This is a genomic window from Mesorhizobium sp. WSM4308, assembly GCF_002294905.1.
Lineage (GTDB): Bacteria > Pseudomonadota > Alphaproteobacteria > Rhizobiales > Rhizobiaceae > Mesorhizobium.
The window spans coordinates 382,443-400,916 of sequence record NZ_NSFW01000003.1 but is presented as its reverse complement, the minus strand read 5'-3'; the positions used below and the strand labels follow the sequence as shown (position 1 = coordinate 400,916).

The 18,474-nt window shown below is 63.2% G+C and carries 25 protein-coding genes and 1 other RNA gene; 13 read left to right on the top strand and 13 right to left on the bottom strand.

Features of this window, described 5'->3' with window-relative positions; all coding sequences use genetic code 11:
* Positions 1-52: 52 nt before the first annotated feature.
* The 3 genes from CK227_RS07820 (at position 53) to CK227_RS07810 (ending at position 1,742) form a co-directional block, all read left to right on the top strand.
* A complete protein-coding gene (locus CK227_RS07820) occupies positions 53-781 on the top strand; it encodes a haloacid dehalogenase type II (protein WP_095772015.1) in 729 nt (242 codons plus the stop codon).
* Positions 782-994: 213 nt separating this feature from the next.
* On the top strand, positions 995-1,435 hold the full coding sequence (locus tag CK227_RS07815; protein ID WP_095772016.1) for a hypothetical protein: 441 nt from the start codon (positions 995-997) through the stop codon (positions 1,433-1,435).
* 10 nt (positions 1,436-1,445) lie between these two features.
* Complete coding sequence (locus tag CK227_RS07810) at positions 1,446-1,742, top strand: hypothetical protein (RefSeq protein ID WP_095772017.1); 297 nt, start codon at positions 1,446-1,448, stop codon at positions 1,740-1,742.
* A gap of 54 nt (positions 1,743-1,796) precedes the next feature.
* Here the strand turns inward: CK227_RS07810 and msrB are convergent, their stop codons facing one another.
* The 5 genes from msrB to CK227_RS07785 form a co-directional block, all read right to left on the bottom strand.
* The gene (gene msrB, locus CK227_RS07805; RefSeq protein ID WP_095772018.1) at positions 1,797-2,201 is read right to left on the bottom strand and encodes a peptide-methionine (R)-S-oxide reductase MsrB; all 405 of its coding nucleotides are present in this window, start codon (positions 2,199-2,201) and stop codon (positions 1,797-1,799) included.
* 98 nt (positions 2,202-2,299) lie between these two features.
* Positions 2,300-3,097: an MBL fold metallo-hydrolase gene (locus CK227_RS07800; protein WP_095772019.1), complete on the bottom strand. Its 798-nt coding sequence runs from the start codon at positions 3,095-3,097 to the stop codon at positions 2,300-2,302.
* A gap of 19 nt (positions 3,098-3,116) precedes the next feature.
* On the bottom strand, positions 3,117-4,307 hold the full coding sequence (locus CK227_RS07795) for a VWA domain-containing protein (protein WP_095772020.1): 1,191 nt from the start codon (positions 4,305-4,307) through the stop codon (positions 3,117-3,119).
* Positions 4,308-4,314: 7 nt separating this feature from the next.
* A complete protein-coding gene (locus CK227_RS07790) occupies positions 4,315-4,761 on the bottom strand; it encodes a GNAT family N-acetyltransferase (RefSeq protein WP_095772021.1) in 447 nt (148 codons plus the stop codon).
* Between the two features lie 92 nt (positions 4,762-4,853).
* Positions 4,854-5,693: a MoxR family ATPase gene (locus CK227_RS07785; RefSeq protein WP_095772022.1), complete on the bottom strand. Its 840-nt coding sequence runs from the start codon at positions 5,691-5,693 to the stop codon at positions 4,854-4,856.
* Positions 5,694-5,829: 136 nt separating this feature from the next.
* On the opposite strand from CK227_RS07785, the gene ssrS reads away from it, so the two are divergent.
* The 4 genes from ssrS (at position 5,830) to CK227_RS07765 (ending at position 8,409) form a co-directional block, all read left to right on the top strand.
* A non-coding RNA gene (ssrS, locus tag CK227_RS07780) (6S RNA) lies at positions 5,830-5,984 on the top strand.
* Between the two features lie 96 nt (positions 5,985-6,080).
* Entirely contained in the window at positions 6,081-6,668 is a 588-nt protein-coding gene (locus CK227_RS07775) for a 5-formyltetrahydrofolate cyclo-ligase (protein WP_095772331.1), read from the top strand.
* A gap of 70 nt (positions 6,669-6,738) precedes the next feature.
* Positions 6,739-7,563: a YmdB family metallophosphoesterase gene (locus CK227_RS07770; RefSeq protein ID WP_095772023.1), complete on the top strand. Its 825-nt coding sequence runs from the start codon at positions 6,739-6,741 to the stop codon at positions 7,561-7,563.
* Between the two features lie 78 nt (positions 7,564-7,641).
* Positions 7,642-8,409: a TerC family protein gene (locus tag CK227_RS07765; RefSeq protein WP_095772024.1), complete on the top strand. Its 768-nt coding sequence runs from the start codon at positions 7,642-7,644 to the stop codon at positions 8,407-8,409.
* Between the two features lie 19 nt (positions 8,410-8,428).
* Here the strand turns inward: CK227_RS07765 and CK227_RS07760 are convergent, their stop codons facing one another.
* The 4 genes from CK227_RS07760 to CK227_RS07745 are packed head-to-tail and all read right to left on the bottom strand — an operon-like array spanning position 8,429 to position 10,223.
* Positions 8,429-8,896 (bottom strand): SRPBCC family protein, encoded by a 468-nt coding sequence (locus tag CK227_RS07760; protein ID WP_095772332.1) that lies wholly within the window; start codon positions 8,894-8,896, stop codon positions 8,429-8,431.
* A gap of 26 nt (positions 8,897-8,922) precedes the next feature.
* Complete coding sequence (locus CK227_RS07755) at positions 8,923-9,285, bottom strand: hypothetical protein (protein WP_095772025.1); 363 nt, start codon at positions 9,283-9,285, stop codon at positions 8,923-8,925.
* Positions 9,286-9,326: 41 nt separating this feature from the next.
* Positions 9,327-9,719 (bottom strand): VOC family protein, encoded by a 393-nt coding sequence (locus CK227_RS07750; protein ID WP_095772026.1) that lies wholly within the window; start codon positions 9,717-9,719, stop codon positions 9,327-9,329.
* Positions 9,720-9,740: 21 nt separating this feature from the next.
* Positions 9,741-10,223, bottom strand: coding sequence for an SRPBCC domain-containing protein (locus CK227_RS07745; RefSeq protein WP_095772027.1), 483 nt, complete (start codon positions 10,221-10,223; stop codon positions 9,741-9,743).
* A 51-nt stretch (positions 10,224-10,274) separates the two neighbouring features.
* On the opposite strand from CK227_RS07745, the gene CK227_RS07740 reads away from it, so the two are divergent.
* From CK227_RS07740 to CK227_RS07730, 3 genes are all read left to right on the top strand, one after another.
* Positions 10,275-10,598, top strand: coding sequence for a helix-turn-helix domain-containing protein (locus CK227_RS07740; RefSeq protein ID WP_010912067.1), 324 nt, complete (start codon positions 10,275-10,277; stop codon positions 10,596-10,598).
* Between the two features lie 213 nt (positions 10,599-10,811).
* Positions 10,812-11,561: a YebC/PmpR family DNA-binding transcriptional regulator gene (locus CK227_RS07735; RefSeq protein WP_095772028.1), complete on the top strand. Its 750-nt coding sequence runs from the start codon at positions 10,812-10,814 to the stop codon at positions 11,559-11,561.
* Positions 11,561-11,872: a SelT/SelW/SelH family protein gene (locus tag CK227_RS07730; RefSeq protein ID WP_095772029.1), complete on the top strand. Its 312-nt coding sequence runs from the start codon at positions 11,561-11,563 to the stop codon at positions 11,870-11,872. Before CK227_RS07735 ends, CK227_RS07730 begins: the two co-directional genes overlap by 1 nt.
* Before the next feature lie 33 nt (positions 11,873-11,905).
* Here the strand turns inward: CK227_RS07730 and CK227_RS07725 are convergent, their stop codons facing one another.
* Both CK227_RS07725 and CK227_RS07720 read right to left on the bottom strand, forming a co-directional pair.
* The gene (locus CK227_RS07725) at positions 11,906-12,382 is read right to left on the bottom strand and encodes a DUF1772 domain-containing protein (protein ID WP_095772030.1); all 477 of its coding nucleotides are present in this window, start codon (positions 12,380-12,382) and stop codon (positions 11,906-11,908) included.
* Between the two features lies 1 nt (position 12,383).
* Complete coding sequence (locus tag CK227_RS07720; RefSeq protein ID WP_095772031.1) at positions 12,384-13,211, bottom strand: NAD(P)H-binding protein; 828 nt, start codon at positions 13,209-13,211, stop codon at positions 12,384-12,386.
* A gap of 125 nt (positions 13,212-13,336) precedes the next feature.
* Between CK227_RS07720 and CK227_RS07715 the strand changes: the two genes are divergently transcribed.
* Complete coding sequence (locus CK227_RS07715) at positions 13,337-13,966, top strand: TetR/AcrR family transcriptional regulator (RefSeq protein ID WP_095772032.1); 630 nt, start codon at positions 13,337-13,339, stop codon at positions 13,964-13,966.
* 238 nt (positions 13,967-14,204) lie between these two features.
* On the opposite strand, the gene rpmE is transcribed toward CK227_RS07715, so the two are convergent.
* Positions 14,205-14,426, bottom strand: coding sequence for a 50S ribosomal protein L31 (gene rpmE, locus CK227_RS07710; protein WP_010912060.1), 222 nt, complete (start codon positions 14,424-14,426; stop codon positions 14,205-14,207).
* A gap of 203 nt (positions 14,427-14,629) precedes the next feature.
* Here rpmE and CK227_RS07705 point away from each other — a divergent pair, with 203 nt between their 5' ends.
* On the top strand, positions 14,630-16,432 hold the full coding sequence (locus CK227_RS07705; protein WP_095772033.1) for an ABC transporter transmembrane domain-containing protein: 1,803 nt from the start codon (positions 14,630-14,632) through the stop codon (positions 16,430-16,432).
* A gap of 36 nt (positions 16,433-16,468) precedes the next feature.
* On the opposite strand, the gene CK227_RS07700 is transcribed toward CK227_RS07705, so the two are convergent.
* Positions 16,469-17,956: a carboxypeptidase M32 gene (locus CK227_RS07700; RefSeq protein WP_095772034.1), complete on the bottom strand. Its 1,488-nt coding sequence runs from the start codon at positions 17,954-17,956 to the stop codon at positions 16,469-16,471.
* A gap of 141 nt (positions 17,957-18,097) precedes the next feature.
* On the opposite strand from CK227_RS07700, the gene CK227_RS07695 reads away from it, so the two are divergent.
* Positions 18,098-18,451 (top strand): DUF1304 domain-containing protein, encoded by a 354-nt coding sequence (locus CK227_RS07695; protein WP_095772035.1) that lies wholly within the window; start codon positions 18,098-18,100, stop codon positions 18,449-18,451.
* Positions 18,452-18,474 lie beyond the last annotated feature (23 nt).

The window sequence follows — 18,474 nt, the reverse complement described above, 5'->3', positions numbered from 1 at the left end:
CCTCGCGCGGCGCTACGGATACGGAAATTACGCGTGTGTGAGGATCACCGATATGGATTTGACTCGTTTCAAAGCGCTGACATTCGATGTCTATGGCACGCTCATCGACTGGGAAACCGGCATCTGGAACGCGCTTCAGCCGCTTTTGAGCATGGCAAATCGCGAAATCAGCCGAAACGAAGCGTTGGAAACCTATGGGGAAATAGAGACGCGGCAGGAAGCCGAGACTCCTTCCTTGCGCTACAGAACACTGTTGGCGGCAGTGCACGCAAGGCTGGCTCGACATTGGGAGATCACCGCGCAGGCTGATCTGCATGAACGTTTCGGCACCTCGGTGCCCGATTGGCCCGCCTTTCCGGATTCCAGGGAGGCGCTGGCCTATCTGAAACAGCACTTCCGTTTGGTCGTATTGTCCAATGTCGACGGCCAGAGTTTCGCGGCTTCAAACCGCAAGCTCGGTGTGAGCTTCGATGCCGTTTACACGGCGGAAGACATAGGCAGCTACAAGCCGGATCTGGGCAACTTCCGTTTCCTGTTCGGCAGGCTGAAGCAGGATCTGGGCATTCAGCAGGATGAAGTCCTTCATGTGGCCCAGAGTCTGTTTCATGATCATGCGCCGGCAGAGAGCATCGGGCTCGCCAGCGTTTGGATCGACCGCAGGTTTGGGATGGAGGGGTCAGGTGCAACGAAGCGGCCTCTTGCCCAGCCGAAGGTCGGAGGTCATTTTCCAACCTTGGCAGACTTTGCCGCTATGCATCGCGCAGCGAAGGAGAAGCATTGATCCCGTTCGCCAGATACGGGCGACGAGATCTGACGGTACACGCCGTCCTCGGCCGCGACCAAATGCGGCGTCTGCCGCATTGGCTGTCCTGGCGTTTTCTGCGCCTGCGTTGCGTGCGGACCCAAATGTCCGCTACGCTACGTTCTCAAAACGCCATCATATGACTCGCCAGAACGAATTTCGAAACAGCCTCGGGCAGCGGGGCAGCCGGCCATGAACGAATTCGACTTCGGTGGCCGCCGTGCCTCGGAGTTCCGCCATCGCGGCTTCTGGGCACTGTTCGCCGAGCGGCATCCGCAAGAAAGAGCCACGCTTGCAAGGCGGGGGCCGTGGTTCTGGCAGCGCGGGCTGCCGGATTTCGCTTTGGTGCTTTCGATGTATGTCGCGCCGGCGCAGAACCAAGTCGGCGTCTTCTTCGGGCGCAACGAAAAGTTCGGCGCCACGGAGTCCTGGTCGCGGCTGAAGCCTTTCCAGCCGGCGATCGAGGCCAGGCTGAAGCTCAAGCCCGAACAGAGTTGCCAGGGTCTCGGCATCAACTCGGTGTGGCGGGTGAACTGCTACGCCGAAGACAACTGGCCGGCCATGACCGACTGGCTGGTGAGGGAGTGCACACGCTTCGAAGAGGCCGTGACCGACGTTCTGGGGCAGGGGTGACGCGTCGGCGATGACGGACTTTTTCCGTACGCGCTGGAGGGGTGAAGCGCCGCTCGACCGGCTGTTCTGGCGCGACATGCTGCTCGTCGGGACGATCTTGAGCATCCTCTCTTCGGCGCTGGCGCTGATCCTGCTTGGATTGAAGCTGCCGCTCTGGCTGGTGCTGGTGGTGCATTTCCTCCCCGTTCCCTACAATATCTTCCTCACCATCGCCGTCTGGCGGACGGTGGAGAAGGGCGGCGGCCTGAAGGCGCAGCTGATGATGCTGGGTGCGGCGCTCTGGCTGATCGCGACGGTCGTGGCATGAGCCAAACGAAAAAGGGCGGCTGAAGCCGCCCTTTGCGAAGTCTTTTCCGAGGCATCAAGCCGCCGGTTCGAATTTCAGCGCCACGCCATTGATGCAGTAGCGCAGGCCGGTCGGCGGCGGGCCATCCTCGAAGACGTGGCCAAGATGGCTGCCGCAGCGCGAGCAATGGCACTCGGTGCGGACCATGCCGTAGCTGCGGTCGACAGTGGTCTCGATCGAGCCGGGCACCGGGTCGTTGAAGCTCGGCCAGCCGGTGCCGCTCTCGAACTTCAGCTTGGATTCGAACAGCGACTGGTCGCAGCCGACGCAGGAAAATGTGCCGGCGCGCTTCTCGTAGAGCAAGGCGCAGCTGCCCGGCCGCTCGGTGCCGTGATTGCGCATGACCGCATATTGCTCCGGCGTCAGCCGGGCGCGCCATTCGGCATCGGTGCGGGTGACGGGGTAGGTTTGGGTGTCCATTTGATCTCCTCAGCCTTGGCGGCTCGTTCTTGGTTGCAAGCTATATTCGCACCAACATAGGCATTTGTTACCGGATTTTCTCGCATTTTCGATCGCCGTCATGCGATGGCGGCGAGATAACGAGCCACCGATGCGTTGAATGCCGCCTTTGCGCCGCCGATGATGTTCAGGTCCCACCATGCGCCGCGGATATCGTTGAAGTCGAATGGTTCAAGCGCCGTCGCGATGCGGCGGACAGCTGCCGCGTTGAGCGGTATCTGGTTGGGATAACTGTACATGAAGCTGACATGGCGGCGCGTCGGCGTCACCTGCACGGTGTCGCCGGTCAGCAGCGCGTTGCCGCCCTCGCGCTGCCAGTGCAGCACCTGGCTGCCGGAAAAGTGGCCGCCGCAGCGGATGAGCGTCAGCGACGGGTTTATGGCAAGCGTCTGGCCTTGCCAGCTGACGATCGAGGGATGCGGCCGCATGATCCATTGGCGGTCGTCGGCGTGGAGATAGATCGGCACGCCGCCAAACGCCTCGCTCCAACAGGCCATCGCCGAGTAGAAGTGGCAGTGCGAGATGGCGATGGCCGCCAGGCCGCCGCGACGGTTGATCTCGGCCACCGCCTCCTCGCTCACCATCGAGACGCAGTCCCACAGCACATTGCCGTGCGTCGTCTGCACCAGCTGCGCCCGCTGGCCTATGGCGAAGCGCGGCTCGATGCCGAAGCCGAGCACGCCGGCATCGTCCCTCGTCACCAGCCGATGCCCGGTGGCAAGCTCCCGCGGGGTTATCCAGGCCTGGCCTTCCCAGCGCACGAACTGCCGCTCATCCTCGCAGACCGGGCAGTGCTGCAGCGGCGTCTCCGTCGCCGCAAATTGGACGCCGCACTGCAGACAGAGGAAGCAGGTCATCGGATTTCCCGTCGGTCCTTCAATGTTTTCGAGAAAGCTGCTTCGTCGCGCCTTCGAGTCCGGCCAGCGTCAGCGGGAACATGCGGCCGCCGAAGATATCGCGGATCATGGCGATCGAATGGGTGAAACCCCAGTTCTTTTCGCTCTCGGGGTTCAGCCATACCGCGTTCGGCCATTGCCGCAGCAGGCGGCCGAGCCAGACGGCGCCGGCCTCCGGGTTCCAGTGCTCCACTGACCCACCGGGGTGGGCGATCTCGTAAGGGCTCATCGAGGCGTCGCCGACGACGGTCACCTTGTAGTCCGGCCCGTATTTGTGGAGGAGGTCGAAGGTCGGGATCACCTCCGCATGGCGGCGCCGGTTGTCCTTCCACACGCCTTCGTAGAGGCAATTGTGAAAGTAGAAATATTCGAGCTGGCGGAATTCGGCGCGGGCCGCTGAAAACAGTTCCTCGACGCTCTTGACGTGGTCGTCCATCGAGCCGCCGACATCGAAGAACATCAAAAGCTTCACCGCGTTACGCCGCTCGGGCCGCGTCTGCACGTCGAGATAGCCATGCTCGGCGGTGGCGTGGATGGTGCCGGGCAGGTCGAATTCCTCCTCGGCACCCTCGCGCACCCAGCGGCGCAGGCGTTTCAGCGCGATCTTGATGTTGCGGGTGCCGAGCTCGACGGCATCGTCGAAATTGCGGAACTCGCGCTTGTCCCAGACCTTCACCGCGCGGCGGTTGCGGCTTTCGTGCTGGCCGATGCGCACGCCTTCGGGATTGTAGCCATAGGCGCCGAAGGGCGAGGTGCCGCCGGTGCCGATCCATTTCGAGCCGCCCTGGTGGCGGCCTTTTTGCTCCTCGAGCCTTTGCTTCAGGGTCTCCATCAGCCTTTCGAAGCCGCCGAGCGCCTCGACCAGCTTTTTCTCCTCCTCGGTCAGGTGCTTTTCGGCAAGCCGGCGCAGCCATTCCTCGGGAATATTGGCGACATCGACCGCATCCGGTCCGCCCAGCGCCTCGATGCCCTTGAAGACATGCGCGAACACCTGGTCGAAGCGGTCGATGTGGCGCTCATCCTTCACCAGAGCGGCGCGGGCCAGGTAATAAAAACCCTCGACGTCATAGTCGACCAGCCCGGCTTCCAGCCCTTCCAGCAGCGACAGATATTCCCTGAGCGAGACGGGAACGCGTGCAGCCTTCAGTTCTAGGAAGAAAGGGATGAACATTTTCTATTTATAGCAGATCATACTCGATGAAGCCGGTGCGGCGCGCCACGTGGTCGTAGAGCTTGCGCGCCGTGGTGTTGGTTTCGTGCGTCATCCAGTAGACGTTCTTGACGCCGATCTTTGCCGCTTCCTGCTTCACGGCATTGATCAGCGCGGCACCGATGCCCTTGCCGCGCACGTCCGGGTCGGCGAACAGATCCTGCAGATAGCAGTTGTTTTTCTCGGACCAGCCCGAGCGATGGTAGAGATAGTGGGTGAGGCCGACGGCCTTGCCGTCGAGCATGGCGATAAAACCCTTCGGCTCGAATTCGCCTGCCGTGAACAGTCGCTTCCAGGTGACGGCATAGACCTCATCCGGCAGCCTGGTTTCATAGAAGGTCAGGTAGTCGGTCCACAGGCGCTTCCAGTCGGCGTGGTCGGACTGCGCGAACGGGCGGACAATAATCTCGGACATTTCATCTCCTGCGAAAGGTTGCGGCCGAAGCTGCCTTCCCGTCCGACCGGCGGCAACGGTCCACGGAAGGGGAAAGCGCTATTGCTGCGGCCCTATTGCTGCCTTCTGGCCATGAAGGCCAGCCGCTCGAACAGATGCACGTCCTGTTCGTTCTTCAGCAGCGCGCCATGCAGCTTGGGCAATGCGTTCTTCGGGTCGGCGCGCAAATCCTCGGGCGCGATGTCGTCGGCGACCAGCAGGCGGATCCAGTCGAGCGCCTCGGAGGTCGACGGCTTCTTCTTCAGGCCCGGGACCTCGCGGATCTCGTAGAACTGGGTAAGGGCCGCCCGCACCAGGTTCTGCTTGATGCCGGGATAGTGGGCGTCGACGATCCTGTGCAGCGTGTCGACGTCGGGAAAGCGGATGTAGTGGAAGAAGCAGCGGCGCAGGAAGGCGTCCGGCAGTTCCTTCTCATTGTTGGAGGTGATGATGACGATCGGTCTGATAGCAGCGCGGATGGTCTCGCCGGTCTCGTAGACGAAGAACTCCATCCGATCGAGTTCCTGCAGCAGGTCGTTGGGGAACTCGATGTCGGCCTTGTCGATCTCGTCGATCAAAAGCACGACCTTCTTGCCGGCCGCGAACGCCTCCCAGAGCTTGCCGCGCTTGATGTAGTTCTTGATGTCGTTGAACCTGGCATCGCCGAGCTGGCTGTCGCGCAGCCGCGACACCGCGTCATACTCGTAAAGACCTTGCTGGGCTCGCGTCGTCGATTTGACATGCCATTCGATGAGGTCGAGGCCGAGTGCCGCCGCCACCTGGCGGGCAAGCTCGGTCTTGCCGGTGCCGGGCTCGCCCTTGACCAGCAGGGGCCGCTCCAGCGCGATCGCTGCGTTGACGGCCACCATCAGATCCTTGTCGGCGACATAGGCCGCCGTACCTTCGAAACGCATTGTTGCTCCTTGGTTCACCCGGTGACCGTAAGGACGCCGCCCGGCCTGCGCAAGGGTGCGGCGCGGATGGCGAATAAAGCCGCCGAGACTGCCTGCGTCACTGGCGCTTGACCGATGAGCGGCCTATATTGGTCACGACGGTCTGTGCTTCCCGGCAGGAGAACATTTCCCCGGGGCCTTAACGATCCTTAGGGAGCTGTCCCTGGGAAGACCCGTGGGTTTTCTCACACGGCGCCCACCTACTTTGTAGGTTCCCGGGATCGCTCTCTCCACCGGTTGTGTGGATCGTCACTTCTTGTTGCGCATCCATGCATTGCGGTGGATGATGCGGTGGAAAACGTCGCTCCCAAAACGCCATCCCGATCCGGCCTTTTCTACCATCCGCGCATGACATCTCTCAAAGACCAGAAGAAACAGCTGCGACTCCAGGCGCTTGGACGCCGCGACGCGCTCGACGAATTCTGGCGGGTGGAAATGGCGCTCGAAATGGCCGAGACGGCGCGCGATCATCTCGCCATCGAGCCCGGCCAAATCGTCTCCGGCTTCTGGCCGATGCGTTCGGAAGTCGACGTCAGGCCCTTGATGTTTGCCTTGCGTGAACAGGGCGCCAGGCTTTGCCTGCCCGCCATTCTCGACAAGACCACGATCGTCTTTCGCGAACTGGTGCGCGGCGCGCCGATGGTCGACATGGGCTTCGGCACGATCGGACCTCATGAAGAGGCCGAGGTGCTTGACCCCCAGGTGATGCTGGTACCGCTTGCCGCCTTCGACGCGCGCGGCCACCGCATCGGCTATGGCGCCGGCTATTACGACCGCGCGATCGCCAAGCTCGTCGACAAGGGGCATACGCCCCGGCTGATCGGCATCGCCTTCGACTGCCAGGAGGTGGCGCAGGTTCCGGACGAGAACCATGACGTGATCATCCCGGAAATACTCACCGAGAGCGGGTTGCGTCGCTTCACGCCAAAATTGTAGATAATGGAGGCATGATCTTTTCGCGGATGTCATGCAGCTTTTGCTTCGCTGACTTTCGGTGCGGGATCATATGAGACTTCTCTTCCTCGGTGACATGGTCGGAAAAACGGGACGCACGGCGGTGTGGGAACAACTGCCCGGCCTGATCTCGGACTTCAAACTCGATTTCGTCATCGTCAATGGCGAGAATGCCGCCGGCGGCTTCGGCATCACCGAGGAGATCTTTCGCGAGACGATCGCGGCCGGCGCCGATGTCGTCACCACCGGCAATCATGTCTGGGACCAGCGCGATGCGCTGGCCTTCGCGCCGCGCGAAGAACGCTTCCTGCGTCCGTCGAATTTTCCCAAAGGCACACCCGGGCGCGGCTCCGGCGTCTACATCGCCAGAAGTGGCGCGCGCGTGCTGGTCGCCAACATCATGGGCCGGGTGTTCATGCATCCCGAGCTCGACGATCCGTTCCAGGCCGGCGAGCGCGAGCTTGCCGCCTGCCCGCTCGGCGAGCAGGCGGATGCGGTGGTGATCGACTTCCACGCCGAGGCGACCTCGGAAAAGATGTGCTTTGCGCATTTCGTCGACGGCCGCGCCAGCCTGGTCGTCGGCACCCACACCCACCAGCCGACCGCCGACCACCAGATCCTCAATGGCGGCACCGGCTATCTGTCGGATGCCGGCATGTGCGGCGACTATGATTCCTCGCTCGGCATGGACAAGGAGGAACCGCTCAACCGGTTCCTGTCGAAAGTGCCGAAGGGGCGCTTCGAGGCGGCGACCGGCCCGGCGACCTTGTGCGGGGTCGGTGTCAATATTTCCGATCGTACCGGACTGACCGAGAGGATCGCGCCGTTTCGTCGCGGGCCGCGACTGGAAGAAACGACTCCGTCCTTCTGGTCATGACATTGATATAGGCGCGCGCGGTACCTAACTGCCGACGACATCTGCTTCAGATCGTTAACAGAGGGGACAACGACCTCCATGCAGCTTATCGAATTTCTTGCGCCGCATTTTCAATTCGTTTCCGATCCAACCGCATGGGTCGCCTTGCTGACGCTGGTGGTGCTCGAGATCGTGCTCGGCATCGACAATCTGATCTTCATCTCGATCCTGACCAACAAGCTGCCGGAAGCGCAGCGGGCCCGTGCCCGCCGGCTCGGCATTTCGGCGGCGCTGGTCATGCGGCTGGTGCTGCTGGCCACCATCTCGGTCATCGTCCAGCTGACGACGCCGGTCTTCACCGCCCTCGGCCACGGCTTCTCCTGGCGCGACCTGATCCTGATCGCCGGCGGCCTGTTCCTGGTGTGGAAGGCGACCAAGGAGATCCATCACACGGTCGATCCCGACGACCACAAGGACACGATGATGGGTGAGACGCTCAAGATCTCGCTTGCCGGTGCGATCTTCCAGATCCTGCTGCTCGACCTCGTCTTTTCGATCGATTCCATCATCACCGCGGTCGGCATGACCGACGAGATCGCCATCATGTACATCGCCGTGATCGTGGCTGTCAGCGTCATGATGCTGGCGGCGGGTCCGCTGGCCAACTTCATCGCCAAGAACCCCAGCATCGTCATGCTGGCCCTGGGCTTCCTGTTGATGATCGGCATGACGCTGATCGCCGACGGCATGGGTTACCATGTGCCCAAGGGCTACATCTACGCGGCGATGGGTTTCTCGGCCCTGGTCGAGGGGCTCAACATGCTGGCGCGGCGGCGCAGGAAAGCGAAGCCCGGCGACGGGCATTGAGTATCGGGGTGCTGGGCATCTAACGCCCCGGCGCACCCTCCGGGTGGCGGTCGCCGATCAGGCCTAGCGTCAGGCCCTGTTCCAGCCAGGCCTTGGCGCCGGCCAGCACGAGCGTGAAGCCACCGGTCGAGCCGATCGCTTCCTTGATCTGTTCGTCGGGCGTGCCACCGAAACCGAAGTTGCGGACCTCGAGAAAGGTCGCATTGCCAGACATTTCGGTGAACGTCCAGACCACCTTTGTCGGCGGATCGCTCCATTGCATGACGATCCTTTCATTCCTGACGATCTCGCTGACCTTGGCGGTCGTCGAGACGCCATACATGCGCCACTCCCAGCGGACCTCCTTGCCGCTGTCCAGCCGGCCGCTGCCATGGGTGAACCAGAATTTGGTGGTGATAGCCGGGTCGACGATGGCCTCGAACACCTCGGCGACGGGCCGTCGGATCAGCATGCCGGCTTCGGCTGTCGGGGTTTCACGGATCTCCATGGCGGTCTCCTTTCTGGTCGTGGCGCTCACCAGGCGTCGGGCTCGCGCAGCATGTGAACGATGCTGGCCGGGCTGGTGATCCAGCCGCCGCGAAAGCCTTCGCCCAAGGGCTCGATGGCATCGCAACGCACGATGCCGGCCTCGGCGAAGTGTGCGGCAGCGGTGAAAAAATCTTCGGTGAACAGTTCCAGCCAGACCTCGGCCTGGCTCAACATCGGCGCCTCGTCGATCCACAGGCGGTTGGGTCCGAGCTCGAAGCCGACCGCCGGCGCCTTGGCGGTGAACGGCTTCAGGCCGACGATGTCGCGGTAGAAGGCGATCGTCGCCTCATACTGATGCGGTGGCACCTTCATGGCTATGTTGATGCCGCCGGTGATTTTCGTCGTCATTGCTGTCTCCATTGCGCTGCGCTTGGGTCGGCCATGTTCGGTCAGGCCAGGTTGACCTGCCATGAGACACCAAACCTGTCGTTCAACCAGGCGAAGCGGCGGCTGAAACCATAATTGTCGGGTGGCATCAGGAATCCGCCCTCCTTTGCCAGTGCGTCGACAATGCGGTCCAGTTCCTCCAAGGAGGAACAGTCGACGTAGAACGAGACCGACGGCGTGAAGCCGAAGGCGTGGTGTACGGGGCTGTTGAAGACCATGACGTCCCGGCCGGCGATGGAAGCGCGCGCCAGCTTCAGCGTCCCTTCAGGGCCATCCTCACCGGCACCATAGCGCGTGATGTCGAGGATGCTGCTGCCGGGAATGGTGTCGCAATAGAGGGCCATCGCCTCCTCGGCCTTGCCCTCGAACATCAGGAACGGCGTTACTATCGTCATCGCTGGCCTCCGTTTCCCTGCTCAAACATTGGTCTCGTTGGCGGGCTCGCCCTTCATCTCGCTGCGGTAATAGCCGTCGCGCAGATTGATGCCGTATTCGACATAGGCCTTCATGCAGGCCAGCATCTGCGACCAGCCCTCGCAGTTGAGGTAGGATTTCTTCAGGCCGACCGCGCCTTCCTGCCAACCGCTTTCGGCGATGGTGACGAGGGTGCCGCCATCGTCCAGCGGTTCGAAATTCATCTCGATGCGCGTCTTGTAGGCCGGCTTGCCGTCGGCGTCGGTGGCGTCCCAGCGCAGCACGATACGGCTGTCCTTGACCACCTCGTCGACCTCGACCGGCACCTTGCCCCACCAGACGACGCTCGTGCCGGTTTGCAGCGGTGCGCTGGCGCCGCCAATGGTGGTGAAATAGCCGCTGAGCTTCTTGGGGTTGACGACGGCGTCGAAAACTTCGGCGGCCGGTTTGCCGATGCGGCCGGAAACGCGGAATCCAAGAGACATATCCACAGCTCCATCCTTGAAAGGTTCAACAATATGTTATATAAACATAACATGTCAAGCCGATCGCAAGATGACAATGTTTTCAAGGCGCTGGCGCACCCGCGCCGGCGCGAAATGCTCGATCGGCTGAAGGACGAGCCGAAGACCACCGGCATGCTGTGCGATGCCTTTCCCGATATCGACCGCTGCACCGTCATGCTGCATCTGAAGGTGCTGGAGGAGGCGGAGCTGATCGTTGCGCGCCGCGATGGACGCGAGCGCTGGAACCATCTCAACGCACTGCCGATCAAGCAGATCCACGATCGCTGGATCAGCCAGTATGCCGGCCATGCGCTCAGCATCATCGACCGGCTGAAGTCCGATCTGGAGGCGTAAGCGTTTGCAGCAGCCTGTCCGGTTACGCCACGCGCGCGGTGCGGCTGGACGAATTGAGCCGATTTATCTATAAGCCGGCCATTCCGACAAAGAGCGCCATACGTCCTCCGGACGCATCAAGGACGTTCTGAAATTTTGAATTCGAGCATTTTGCAACAGGCGAGGTAATGCATCTCGCTGCAGAACGCTCTAGCCGAACACGACAGGGGTGCCATGGCTGGCCATTCACAGTTCAAGAACATCATGCACCGCAAGGGCCGTCAGGACGCGGTGCGGTCGAAAATGTTTTCCAAGCTGGCGCGCGAAATCACCGTGGCCGCCAAGAGCGGCACGCCCGACCCATCGATGAATCCACGCCTGCGGCTGGCGATCCAGAACGCCAAGGCAGTGTCGATGCCGAAGGACAACATCCAGCGCGCCATCAACAAGGCGTCGATGGGCGATGCCGAAAACTACGAGGCCGTGCGCTATGAGGGCTATGGCCCAGGTGGCGTCGCCGTCATCGTCGAGGCGTTGACCGACAACCGCAACCGCTCGGCGTCGAATGTGCGCGCCGCCTTCACCAAGGCCGGCGGCGCGATGGGCGAAACCGGCTCGGTGTCCTTCATGTGGGACCGTGTCGGTGAGATCTATTATCCGGCATCGGCCGGCAGTGCCGACAAGGTCATGGAAGCGGCGATCGAAGCCGGCGCCGACGACGTCGAAACCGACGAGGAAGGCCACACGATCTATTGCGCCTTCGAGAATCTCGGCGAGGTGTCGAAGGCACTGGAAGCCTCGCTCGGCGAAGCGGAATCGGTGAAGCTGATCTGGCGGCCGCAGAACAATGTTCCGGTCGACGAGGAGCGGGCACAGTCGCTGATGAAGCTGGTCGCCACGCTCGAGGACGACGATGACGTGCAAAGCGTCTACGCCAACTTCGAAGTCGACGACGAGACCTTGGCCAAGCTCAGCGCGGCGTGATGAGCGAGACGCCGCTGCCCGCCATCCGCATCACCTATTGCACGCAGTGCCAGTGGCTGCTGCGCGCCGGCTGGATGGCGCAGGAGCTGCTCTCCACCTTCGGCACCGACCTTGGCGAAGTGACGCTTGTGCCCGGCACCGGCGGCGTCTTCACCATTTCCTGCAACGACGTGCTCATCTGGGACCGCAAGCGCGACGGCGGCTTTCCGGACGCGGCAAAACTCAAGCAGCTGGTCCGCGACGTGATCGATCCGGACCGCGACCTGGGCCATGCCGACCGCAAAACGCACAAGAAGACAGACCCCGCCTGAGGCGGGGTCTTTTGCATTCGCGGGCTGCTGTCTTCAGATCAAAGCCATGATGAAGCAGGCCATCGCCACGATGGCGGTGACGGTGCGGACGTGGTTCCACATTACCCACTGGCTCAGATGGTTCGCCCATACGGCGGCGCCGTTGGCGCTCGCAGGATCGACGGCGGCGAGTGCGTCGTTGAGCGGCACGTTGAAGACCATGGTCACGATCGGATTGCCGATGAAATAGATCACGGCGCCGGCAAGCAGCCAGTATGAGCCTGATTGGCTCCAGCCCAGAAGAACGGCGGCAATCAGCACGAGGCAGATGAGGCCGGTGCCGAAAAGAGCGGTCATGAAGCTTGGGGTGATCACCGTGACGTTGATCGAATTCATCGCGGCGATGCCTTGCGGGACGGGCAGCCGGGCAAGGGCTGCCATGACGAAATTGGAAAAGGCGAAGAAGACGCCGCCGACGACGCCCGAGCCGATTGCGGCGATGATGGTGAGGGTGGGAACAAGCTTGCTCATCTCAGTTACTCCAGATTCGGCTAGCGGCGGTTTCGGTTGCGTAGGCGGAAAAGTCTTTCGGTGCACGGCCGAGCACGCGCTGGACGCCGTCAGTGAGCATCTCGTTGCGGCCGTCGAGCACTTGGGTGAACAGCTCATCGAGCAGCCAGACGATTTCGGGTGGCAGTTCATGCGACGCGATAGCGGCCGTGAACTCGTCATGCGAAATTCTGACAAAGCGGATGTCACGTCCGGCTGCCTTGGCAATTTCGGCGACCGCGTCGGCGAAGCTCAACAGCCGCGGCCCCGTCAGCTCATAGAGCTGGCCGACATGACCAGGCCCGGTCAGCACCACTTCGGCGGCGTCAGCGATGTCGTCGACATCGACAAAGGGTTCGCCGACAGGTCCGACCGGCAGGGCAACTTCGCCCGCCAGCAACGGCTCGACGAGAAAGCCTTCGCTGAAGTTCTGCGAGAACCATGCGCAGCGCAGGATCGTCCAGTCGGCCCCGGAAGCCTGCAGCATCTCTTCGGCGCGCTGCGCCTCGTGCTCGCCGCGGCCCGACAACAGCACCAGACGTCGAACGCCATGCGCCACGGCAAGGCGGGTGAAGGCATCGATCACCTCGGCGGCGCCCGGCACGGCGATGTCAGGATAGGAGCTGATGTAGACCGCGCTGACGTCCTTGAGTGCCGGAGCCCAGCTTGCGGGCGCCTCCCAGTCGAAGCGCGGCGTGCCGGAACGCGAGCCGATGCGTACCGGAATGCCGCGCGCCGTCAGCCGCTCGGCAAGACGGCGGCCGGTCTTGCCGGTGCCGCCGAGGATCAGAATTGGTTTGGTGTCGGTCATGGTGGTTTTCCTCCGTTTGCAAATATGAGTAATCCTCATATTTGCAAAACGTGATAAACCCTCGTATTTTATCAGTCAAGCCATTTTCTCGGCGATTGTGCCGAATGCATTGTTGGAGACAGTCCATGGAAGGCACGCCGTCCAATGAGCAGATCGCTTCGCCACGGCGGGCGCCAAGCCAGCAGCGCAGCCGCGAGCGGGTGGAGCGCATGCTGGCCGCGGCCTCAACGCTGATCACCGAGCAAGGCAGCGACGCCATGCGCATGGGCGAGGTCGCGGAACGGGCAGGGGTGTCGATCGGCTCGCTCTACCAGTTCTTCCCCGACAAGCGGGCGATCATCTGGGCACTGGCCGAGCGCTACACGGCCGAAAGCCAGGCCTGTATCTCGGCGGCGCTCAGGGATGTCAGCGACGCCGAAGGCCTGCGGCAGGCTTTCTCGGAGCTGGTCGATATCTACTACGGGCTGTTCCTGGCCGAGCCGGTGATGCGCGACATCTGGTCGGGCACGCAGGCCGACAAGGCGCTGCGCCAGCTCGAACTCGCCGACAGCCGGGCCAATGCGGAGTTCCTGGTCGCGGTGCTGAAGCGCTTGCGGCCCGGCGCCGACCCCCTCGCCCTGGAAACCACGGCGCTTCTCGTCTGGCAAATGGGCGAGGCCGCGGTACGGCTGGCCATCTCGGTCGAGCGGCAGGAAGGCGACAGGCTGGTCGCCGCCTACAAGCGCATGGCGCTGCGGGAGTTGGTGGACGGGTAGAATGCCTCCCATCCTCCCCCGCGTGGGGTCGAAGGAAGGGCAAGCCCCGTGGCTCGCCCCGACAAGTCGCTGCGAAGCAGCAGGGTGGGGCCGGCGCCAGACCCCCACCCGGACCTTCGGTCCGACCTCCCACAAGGGGGAGGTAGGGGTGGGCGCCAGCTCGAGGCGCGTCATCTCATCGCAACAAAAAACCCGCCACAAGGGCGGGTTTTTGATCTGCGACAATGCCGAAATGGGCTTAGAGGCCGAAACCTTCGAAACGCTTCTTGAACTTGGAGAGGCGGCCGCCGCGGTCGAGCAGGGTCTGCTGGCCGCCGGTCCAGGCCGGGTGGGTGGTCGGGTCGATATCGAGGTTCATCGTATCGCCTTCCTTGCCCCAGGTCGAACGGGTCGTGTATTCGGTGCCGTCGGTCATGACGACCTTGATGGTGTGGTAGTCGGGATGAATAGCGCTCTTCATGGTTCGGTTCCTGGCTTGCCGGCGCGGCTGACGGGCATGAGCCTGCGTCGATGCGCCTCTTTTTAAAACTCGAAGCCGTAGCTATTGAGGAGCCACGGCTTCTAAAACGGTCGGCGAGCCTATACATCAGCCGAAATTGAATCACAAGGCCGCGTCAAACGCATATTGATGGCGCGCACGAAAAGGGCCAGAGGAAAACGGTCATGGCGGACATCAGTGGCGATGCGGACGAGCGTCGGCGCTCGCTCAAGCCGCTCAGGCGCCTGTTCCCCTATCTTGGCCGCTACCGGAAACTGGTCATCGGCGCCGTGATCTCGCTGACGGTCGCGGCGGCGACGACACTGGCCCTGCCGCTGGCGGTGCGGCGCATGATCGACCACGGCTTTTCGGCATCGGATTCCCGCTTCATCGCCGAATATTTCGGCATGCTGGTGGTGATGGCCGCCGTGCTGGCGGCGGCGTCGGCCTGCCGCTACTATTTCGTCATCACGCTCGGCGAACGTGTTGTTACCGACATCCGCAATGACGTGTTCAGCCATGTGACGACCCTCTCGCCATCCTTCTTCGATACGTCGCAGTCGGGAGAGATCGTATCGCGGCTCGCGGCCGATACGACGCAGGTCAAGTCGGCCGTGGGGGCGACCGCCTCGGTTGCGCTGCGCAACGTCATCCTCGGCCTCGGCGCCGTGGCAATGATGGTCTTCACCAGCCCGAAACTGTCCGGCCTGGTCATCGCGGCCATCCCCGTCATCGTCTTGCCGCTGGTCGCCTTTGGGCGCTCGGTGCGTCGCAAGTCGCGGCTGGCGCAAGACACGCTGGCCAATGCGACCGCCTATGCCAGCGAGCAGATCGGCGCGGTGCGGACGCTGCAGGCTTTCACCAACGAAAGACTGGTCACCGGTCGCTTTTCGTCCGCCGTGGAGGCCGCCTTCGAGGCGGCGCGCGCCTCGATCTTCGCTCGCTCCTTCCTCACCTTCTTCGCCATCTTCATGATCTTTTCCTCCGTCGTGGCGGTGCTGTGGTTCGGATCGCGCGACGTGCTCGAAGGCACGCTGTCGCCGGGCACGCTTGGCCAGTTCCTGCTCTATTCGGTGTTCGCCGCAGGCGCGCTCGGCGCGCTGTCGGAGGTCTGGGGCGAACTTGCCCAGGCAGCGGGCGCGGCCGAGCGGCTGACCGAGATCCTGGCCGAAAAGCCGGCGATCCAGGCGCCGGCCGAGCCGAAGCCGCTGCCGGCGGTCGCCAAGGGCGCGATCGTCTTCGACGACGTCTCCTTCTCCTATCCGGCGCGGCCCGACCGGGCCGCCGTCCACGGCCTGAGTTTCCATGTCATGCCCGGCGAGACAGTGGCCATCGTCGGCCCTTCGGGGGCGGGCAAGAGCACGGTCTTTTCGTTGATCCTGCGCTTCTACGATCCCGAAACCGGCAAGATCATGATCGATGGCGTCGATGTGCGCGAAGCCGATCCGGCTTCGGTGCGCGAACGCATAGCCATCGTGCCGCAGGACGTCACCATCTTCGCGGCGAGCGCGCGCGACAATATCGGCTTCGGCCGGCCGGGCGCAGGCAATGCCGAGATCGAGGCGGCGGCGAAGGACGCGCTGGCCGACGAATTCATCCTCAAGCTCGAGAACGGCTATGACAGCCAGGTCGGCGAACGCGGCGTGACGCTGTCCGGCGGCCAGCGCCAGCGCGTGGCGATCGCCCGCGCCATCCTGCGCGACGCGCCGATCCTGCTGCTCGACGAAGCCACCTCGGCGCTGGATGCCGAAAGCGAGACACTGGTGCAGACGGCGCTGGAGCGGCTGATGCAAGGCCGCACCACCATCGTCATCGCCCACCGGCTGGCAACGGTGCTGAAGGCCGACAGGATCCTGGTCATGGATGGCGGCCGCATCGTCGAGGAAGGCACGCATCAGAGCCTGGTCGCCAAGGGCGGCATCTATGCCAGGCTTGCCAAGCTGCAGTTCGAGACCGGCGCCAGCGCCTTCAGAGGGGCGGCGGAGTAGACAGGCGCTTCTGCCCTGTCGGTTCCCTCGATGGCTTCACGCGGTTCCATACCGTTTGCGCAGGTGATCGACGAAATACACGGCGTTGAGCTTTTCGCCGGTGGCGCGTTCGAGCAGGTCCGGCGTCGACCAGCGCGAGCCCTGCGACCATATCTTCTTGCGGCGCCAGTCATTGATATCCGTGAAATTCCCTTTCGCCAGGTCGTCATCTGCGGAAGGATGTTCGCGCGTCAGCGCGGCCCATTGCTGCGCCGCCATCATCGCGCCCAGCGTGTAGGACGGGAAGTAGCCGAAGGCGGCACCCGGCCAGTGCACGTCCTGCATCGGCCCGTCGGCCGGATTGTCCAACGTGGAGAGGCCGAGATAGTCGCGCATCTTGGCGTCCCAGGCTTCGGGCAAATCGGCAACCTCCAGCCTGCCCGAGACCAGCTCCTGCTCCAGCTCGTAGCGCAGGATGACATGCAGGGGATAGGTCACCTCGTCGGCATCGACGCGGATCAGGCCGCGCTCGACGCGATGCACATGCGGCAGGAGATCGTCGAGCGACCAGGCCTCGCCGAGATGCTTTTCCACCACCGGTAGCGCCCAGCGCCAGAAGGCGGGATTGCGGCCGATCTGCTTTTCGACGAACAGGCTCTGGCTTTCATGCACGGCCATGCCGCGCGCCTTGCCGAGCGGCCAGTGCGACCACGCCTTCGGCAGGTTCTGTTCATAGAGCGCATGGCCGGTCTCGTGCAGCACGCCCATCAGCGCCGACAGGAAATCCGATGTCTTGTAACGGGTGGTGATGCGCACGTCGCTGGGCACGCCGCCGCAGAAGGGATGGTGCGATACCGACAGCGAGCCGTGCGTCAGGTCGAAACCGACGGCCGCCATCATGGCAAGGCCAAGCTCGCGCTGCTTGTCGATCGCGTAGGTGCCTGAGAGCGGCTTCAGCGGATGCTTGCGCAGCCGCGCCTCCTGGATTGCCAGCGCCTCCGGCACGAATCCCTTGAGGAAGGCTTTCAGGTCGGCGAAGACGGGGGTGATGTCGGCGGTACGGTTGCCGGGATCGAATTGCTCCATCAGCGCATCGTAAGGGGCGAGGCCGAGCACGTCGGAACGCAGGGCCGCCTCTTCGCGCACCAGCGCCACCACGCCCTCGAGCGCCGGCTGGAAACCCGCCCAATCGTTCTTGGCGCGCAGGTCGCGCCACAGCTGCTCGCAACGCATGCGCGCCGTCGTCTGGCGTTCGACGAATTCGACCGGCAGGCAGGTCAGGTTGGTGTATTGCCGCCGCAGTTCGCCGAGCGCCGCACGCTGCTGGTCGTCGAGCGCCTCGCCTTCGGCGGTGGCGATCCAATCGGCGATTTCCGGGGCGGTCGCCCTGATGTGGTACATGCCGGCCAGTGCCGCCATCGCCTCGGCGCGCTTCTCGCCGCCGCCGACGGCCATATGCGTGGCTTCGTCAGCGCCGAGGATGGCCAGCGCATGCTCAAGCGCTTCGAGCTTGTGGCCGAGGTCGTCGAGTTTCTGAAAGGACATGGCGGCTTCCGTGATTGAGGACGGCGCGAAAAGACACCAACGCAAAAGCGTTGGCAACCCTCAGATGCCCTCCGGCGGATGCATCTTGCGCAGGCGATGCCACACATGAAATGCTGCCGGCAACGCATGAAGGGGGAGCAAATGATCGGCAACATCCTGGTCGGGCTGGTGGCCTTGATCCATGTCTACATCGTCTATCTCGAGATGGTGCTGTGGGACACGCCGCGCGGGCACAAGACATTCCGCCTGACGCCGGAATTCGCCAGGGCGTCGAAGGTGCTCGCCGCCAATCAGGGCCTCTACAACGGATTTCTCGCCGCAGGCCTGATCTGGGGGCTGTATCTCGGCGCCGCCGGTTTTCAGGTCAAGGTCTTCTTCCTGTTGTGCGTGGCCATTGCCGGCCTTTACGGCGCGGCAACGGCCGGCCGCAAGATCCTGTTCATCCAGACCGTGCCGGCGGTGGTCGCCCTGATCGCGGTCTGGCTCGGTTGGTAGGCAGGCCGGGCTGGTGAGGAAAA